General features: G+C 62.6%; 2 protein-coding genes. One reads left to right on the forward strand and one right to left on the reverse strand.

Annotated features, from left to right (window positions below; genetic code table 11):
* Positions 1 to 181 (reverse strand): hemerythrin domain-containing protein (locus AB4Z11_RS31545; RefSeq protein ID WP_442030101.1); only part of this gene is annotated, 181 nt, incomplete at its 3' end.
* 97 nt (positions 182 to 278) lie between these two features.
* Between AB4Z11_RS31545 and AB4Z11_RS31550 the strand changes: the two genes are divergently transcribed.
* On the forward strand, positions 279 to 1,467 hold a 1,189-nt coding region (locus tag AB4Z11_RS31550), incomplete at its 3' end, for an ATP-binding protein (RefSeq protein WP_442030103.1).

Consider the following 1,467-nt stretch of genomic DNA (forward strand, 5'->3'; position numbering starts at 1 on the left):
AGGCAGGATAGACCACGCGGTCCTCGACTGCGAGATGCAGCTTGATGGAAGCACTCATCGTCATCAGCAACTGCGTGATGGCCGCCGCGTTGTATTCGATGCCGGTGGCGATCAGCTTGCGCAGCTGGTGGATGCCGTCGAGGATTTCGTGATGGTCGTGTTCAAAACGCTGCAGTTTCATGGTCTTTTTCCTTAAAGATGTATTTCATATGTTTCATTATGGCACAAAAATTCTATAACGTGTATATTGAATGCATCTTTATGTCGGGAGCGGATAAATGGAACAATTGCCTTTTGTGGCCGCCATGAGCCACGAGATCCGAACGCCCATGAATGGCGTGCTGGGCTTGCTGGAGCTGCTGGGCATGAGCCGCCTGGATGCGGAACAGCGGGCCACGGTGGAACTGGCCGAACGCTCGGCGCGCGAACTGCTGCGCATCCTGGACGAGATCCTCGACTACGCGCGCATCGGTTCCGGCAAGCTGGAAATCCGCAAGGAGCCGGTGGCGCTGGCGGAGGAGGTGATCGACGTGGTCTGGCGTACCCATCTCGGCAACGCGCTGGGCAAGGACCTGAAGTTCACGCGCTTTGTCGATCCGCGTATTCGTTCCGCGTTGATGGCCGATCCGCTGCGGCTTGGGCAGATCCTGCACAACTTCACCAGCAATGCCGTCAAGTTCACGGCACGCGGCAGCGTTAGCCTGCGCGCCGAGCTGGTGGAAGAAGATGCCGCCAGCCAGACAGTGAAGTTCTCGGTGTGCGACACCGGCATCGGCATCGCGCCGGACGCGCAGGCGCGCCTGTTCCAGCCCTTCACCCAGGCCGAGGACAGCACGGAGCGCCGCTTCGGCGGCAGCGGCCTTGGCCTCGCCATCTGCCAGGGACTGGCGCAAGCCATGGGCGGGGACATTGCCTTGCGCAGCGAAGCGGGGCAGGGCACGACGCTGTCCTTTACGCTGGCAATGCCGATGGCGGACCCGCTGCGCCGGCTGCCGCGGCCACCGCTTGGCACCATGCTGGACACCGTCGTGCACACGGCCGGCCCAGCGGCCTGCCACAACGGCATGGTGATGGTAGTCGACGATCACACCACCAACCGCCAGGTCATGCTGCGCCAGTTGCGTGCCCTTGGCTATCAGGCGGAAACTGCCGCCAATGGCATCGAGGCTTTGCACAAATGGCGCAGCGGCAGGTTTGCCTTCGTGATTACCGATTGCCAGATGCCGGAGATGGACGGTTTCGCGCTGGCGCGCCGCATCCGCGACGAGGAACAGGCCTTGGGCAAGGGCCGCACGCCGCTGGTGGCCTGCACCGCCAGCGCTTTGGCGGCCGACATCGAAATCGCCTTCGAGGCGGGTATGGATGATTTCATCGCCAAGCCCGCGTCCATGTCCACGCTGGCCAAGCTGCTGGGAAAATGGGTGCCCTTGCCCGCGCAGGGCGAACCGGTGCTCGACGATGCCAGCC

The sequence above is a fragment of the Pseudoduganella sp. RAF53_2 genome (genome assembly GCF_052113985.1).
Lineage (GTDB): Bacteria > Pseudomonadota > Gammaproteobacteria > Burkholderiales > Burkholderiaceae_D > Rugamonas.